We start from the raw sequence: 4,442 nt of genomic DNA, 5'->3' as shown, positions 1-4,442 counted from the left end.
ACTCCCTTTCCGCTCAAAGAGTATAGATCCCTCTGACTGTGACAGTTAAGGCTCGATCGCTACTATAAATTTTATCCGCTGAAAACCAGTCTTTGCAATCGATCGCGGTCAATAAATAGTCTTGCGGCGGGAAGGGAGTAGTGATGGCGAAATTCTGCTAGCTCTCGCTCGGTCGGATCTGCTGATGCCAAAACCTTAATTGTCACTGACCGGACAGTTTCGCCGCCCGCTAACCCAATTGACTCGGCTCGATAGACTACCGTCTTGGCAGCTCGGTAAATTTCGGCGATCGCTCGATAGCCAGGGAGATTGAAGTTAAAGCTGTCGTGAGTCATCATCTATATCGATCTCCCCCGAATATTACTGCCAAAGCAGCATGTGCTCGCTCACTTAATATTCCCGATGATCGACTCTCGATTACACTTGATGATGGTTGTACGGCCACAAAAATCTGGATCGTGATGAGCGATGGTGGCGTTATCTTGGCTACTTTCAAACCTAATTTATCTTCCCGCTGCTCCTTGTTTGCATATCCAGGTTCAGCAACATCTAAAATCGCTGGATGCCGATCCGTTCGAGTCGATTGATGATTCGCGTTACGAGAGTGGCATCGACCACTGGTTTGGTCACAAAGTCATCAGCACCAGCGGCAAATACCCGATCGCTAGCCAAAGCCGCCGTGTGTGCGGTCAGAGACAAAATTGGTAGCTTGGCCCAATGGGGATCGGTGCGCACCGCCCGACAGAGTTCGATCCCATCGTGGGTAGGCATATCCAAATCCAGAATTAATAAGTCGGGAGTAGAACTCTCCAATATTTCCCAAAAGCGACTGGGTTCGGACAGTGTTGTCACAATCATGCCCCGCGCCGATAGCAAGGATCTGACACCTTCGAGTAATAAGCGATCGTCATCGACGATCGTCACCCTGGCTTGACAGACACGGGGTTGTTGCAAGACTCGATCAACAGCCCGCAAAATTTGGCTAGCAGGCAGCGGTTTTGCCAAAAATAGCCGAGCACCCCTGCGGGCGGCTTCAATGCGGTAGTTCAGACCGATCTCCGCAGTTGTCGCCATCCGATCTGGAGATCGATCCTCCACTCTAACATGAGGTTGACTCAAGACTACAACTGGGATGCGGGGATAATCCCGATCTAACTCGGATAATGCCGCTAGTCCATCATTGATGTGCCCAAAACAATCGAGGTCGAGAATGACTAGCTGTGGCGTTTGCGCCAATTGATCGGGTTCTAATCGGCTCACCTTAACGATCTCAAACCGTTGCTTGGCCGCAAAACTCAATGATGTCGCGAGTGTTGACTCGCCGACGATCGCTAGCAGCCAAGGGAGTTGACGAGGCGCAGGTGTAATACTCTTTGGTGTGGCGGCTTTACTCGCGATCTCCTGCTGCAATATAGCGATGCCGCTCTGAAGTTGCGGGATCCGATCTAATGTGAGCGCGGTTTTGCCCTCTAACAATAATTCGAGTTGTTTGGCAGTTTGAGAACCGAGCGGCAGTCCGAATGTCCCCAAAGTGCCAGCGAGGGTGTGAGCAGATTGCCAAGCCTGCTGGCGAATTTCGGTGGTTAACGATCGATCTTGGAGAGCGACGATCGCGCTCTCGATGCTGGCAACTCGATCGAGGGTTTGCTGGTGATAGCGATTCCAAATTGCGGTCAGAAATTGTGGAGCACCAGCTTCTTCCGAGGCGGGAATCGTACTCGCGGCGGTCGTCTGTTCGATCTCGCTTGGTGGCCGGACATCTGCGGGAGTCGGGAGATCGGGCCGATCCGGATTGATCGGCGCTGACTCGAACGACATCCCCGCACCAGCCGCTAGCACCAGCCGATTTTTGCCGCTCGATCGACGGCGATCGATCCGCTGTTGGTGCAGCTCGATCGCTGGCTCGGTAGCTTTGAGTCGATAGCCGATCCCATATACGGTCTCGACTAGATCTGGTGGTGCCCCAGCGGCTTTGAGTTTGTGCCTGAGTCCCTTAATATGCGTGCGCACAGCTTCTTCACTCGGTACATCTTCATAGCTCCACAAATGTTCGAGAATCGCGCCACAACTAAACAACTGCCGACTATGACGCAGCAATAGTTCGAGCAGGGCATATTCTTTGGGCGTCAGGTTGAGTAATTGGTGTTGGTAAGTAACCTCGTAATTAGACGGATTGAGCGTCAAATTTTCCCAAGTCAGCACGGTTTGAACCCGATCGTTCCCCCGTCGCAACAGGGCGCGAATCCGCGCTGATAATTCTTCAGGATCGAATGGCTTGACCACATAATCATCCGCACCTGCATCCAACCCCATCGCCCGATCGTATTTGCTATCTCTGCTTGTCAGTATCAAAATCGGCATCAGATAACCGCGCGATCGTACATAGCGGCAGAGGCTAATCCCATCCAGCTTGGGCAAAATCGCATCTAATAACAACAAATCGTAGTCGAATGCTTCGATACAATCCAATCCCGTCTGGCCATCATGCGCGACTTCGACAGCATAGTTTCGATCGGAGAGCGTAATTCTGAGCGCATCAGCCACAAGAATGTCGTCTTCGACTACTAAAATCTTCATGATTTTCCAACTATTTCAGTGACTAGTAGGTGCGGCACGGGACTAGCTGGCTCCTAATTTCGACATTTCGACTAGATTTAGTTCGACCCACTTAGTTACACAACCAAGCACGATCTTACTTAGAGTTTCCAGCCCAAAGTTGTCGCAATTTGTTGAGCCAGGTCTAAAGGGCTAAACGGTTTGGCAATCGTCGAGCGAATGCCCAGTTCGCTATAACTTTGGCGATCAGTAATTTGCACTTTAGCAGTCAGCAGAATCACGGGAATCGATCGAGTTGCTGGATTGGCTTGCAATTTACTGAAGGTATCTAGCCCATCCATATCCGGCATCATCACATCTAATAAAATTGCGTCTGGTTGCTCCCGCTCGGCCGTCGCCAATCCTTCTAATCCAGAACCAGCAATCGTCACCTGCCATCCTGCTACGGTTTCTAGGCAGATTTGAGCAACTTCCTGGATCGATGGTTCGTTATCAACTACTAAGATCCGTTTACTACTCACGATCTACCTCGGCTTATATTCTGAAGGATTCTTGACGGATACCGATGACTCGCTCAAAAGACGATCGCTACCACCGATCGTCTTAAAAAAATTTCTACACCTCAATCCTCGCATACTATCCACGCGCTGAATCTAAATAGATCGTTAAGTTAGAGGGTAGGAGCACGCTCGGGTTGAGATGGGATTAAGCCCTAATTCCTACCCTCTACCCTCCTTAGCGACGAGGTACTAGATTTTCGTAATCCAGATTGAGAGCAGAGATTGATTGCGGTTGATTGCCCCAATAACCCATGCTTTGAGCCATATCTACAAACAGCGCCGGATCTCCTGCTTTTGGTTTTTGAGCGACAGGCGTAGCACTACGTTTGGCAACTGAATAACTGATTTTGGGGAATCCTAGCTTGCCCCGATAGTATTCATTATAACGAGGCGATTGAATGTTAAATGGTAATTCACTCGTACCAGAAGGTAACACCCGCCGCCGCTGAAAGGGAACGATATTATCGCCAAAGTTTTCTAAGTACTCATTGCTATTGAGCAAGTCATTAATAAAGCCTGCACGACCTTTCGTTGCAACTACAATCGACCAAGCGATTTTTTCTGCATCACTATAGACATCGCGTCCGAGCACTTTCTGAACGCAGTGGGTGACAAAACGATAATTGCTATTGAGATTATAAAAACTATTGGTGAAGGTATTGGATAAACACAACCCCCCAATGAAATCGCGCACCGTGATTTGACCGCTCCGGAGCTGAGATTCCAAAAATTTCTCGCGATCTGCCGCAAAGGCATGAAAGAAAATCTGACGATAAGCAGCTTCAATCAGATTATCGATCTCACTCGGAGATAATAAATTATCCGTAGAAAAAACTCTCGGCTGTTCGTCGCTGGGAACCTCATAACCGCTAATCCGCGAGTTTTGAGTGGATGGGGCGTATTCTAATAAAGGAATAGGCATATATTACAACTGTTCTTTCTTACGAAACTTTACAATTTTTCTCATCATAATCCTCATTTGTACCCCATCTGTTATCGATCGCCCAAAAAAATACATTCCTTAATTTTTACGCAGAAATAAGTTGTCTTTTAGCTTGGAACAAAACAGCAATAACTAATTATTGTTAATATTAAATCACATCTCAGTTCACAAGTTTTCACAATTAATCTATTGTAAAACACGTGAAACAGCAGATGCTTACCAAGTGTCTGCTGTTTTACATTTGAATATTAAGCTTGGCATCGAGCTATTTTGACAGGGGGCAACCCCCCAACTATCGTCGCCGCAATAGCGTTTCACCTCCGAGTTCGGGAAGGGATCGGTGTGGTTCCACTATGCCATAGACACCAAGCAGGTGTACTGGT

4 protein-coding genes and 1 rRNA gene are annotated in these 4,442 nt (G+C 48.4%); all 5 read right to left on the bottom strand.

What is annotated here, in order from left to right; all coding sequences use genetic code 11:
• Window positions 1-71: 71 nt before the first annotated feature.
• The 5 genes from RMO27_RS19020 to rrf all read right to left on the bottom strand — a co-directional run bounded on the left by RMO27_RS19020 (window position 72) and on the right by rrf (window position 4,429).
• The gene (locus RMO27_RS19020) at window positions 72-335 is read right to left on the bottom strand and encodes a hypothetical protein (RefSeq protein WP_309735443.1); all 264 of its coding nucleotides are present in this window, start codon (window positions 333-335) and stop codon (window positions 72-74) included.
• A gap of 214 nt (window positions 336-549) precedes the next feature.
• Window positions 550-2,577, bottom strand: coding sequence for a response regulator (locus tag RMO27_RS19015; protein ID WP_309735441.1), 2,028 nt, complete (start codon window positions 2,575-2,577; stop codon window positions 550-552).
• A gap of 119 nt (window positions 2,578-2,696) precedes the next feature.
• The gene (locus RMO27_RS19010) at window positions 2,697-3,077 is read right to left on the bottom strand and encodes a response regulator (protein ID WP_309735439.1); all 381 of its coding nucleotides are present in this window, start codon (window positions 3,075-3,077) and stop codon (window positions 2,697-2,699) included.
• Between the two features lie 214 nt (window positions 3,078-3,291).
• Window positions 3,292-4,038, bottom strand: a complete 747-nt coding sequence (locus tag RMO27_RS19005; RefSeq protein ID WP_309735436.1) for a phycobilisome rod-core linker polypeptide — start codon at window positions 4,036-4,038, stop codon at window positions 3,292-3,294.
• A gap of 273 nt (window positions 4,039-4,311) precedes the next feature.
• Window positions 4,312-4,429 (bottom strand): 5S ribosomal RNA (gene rrf, locus RMO27_RS19000).
• Between the last annotated feature and the right edge of the window lie 13 nt (window positions 4,430-4,442).

Origin of the sequence: Chamaesiphon sp. OTE_75_metabat_556, from assembly GCF_031378165.1 — a bacterium.
Classification (GTDB): Bacteria; Cyanobacteriota; Cyanobacteriia; order Cyanobacteriales; family Chamaesiphonaceae; genus Chamaesiphon.
The sequence above is the reverse complement of the archived record's forward strand: the minus strand, read 5'-3'. Positions and strand labels throughout refer to the sequence as shown.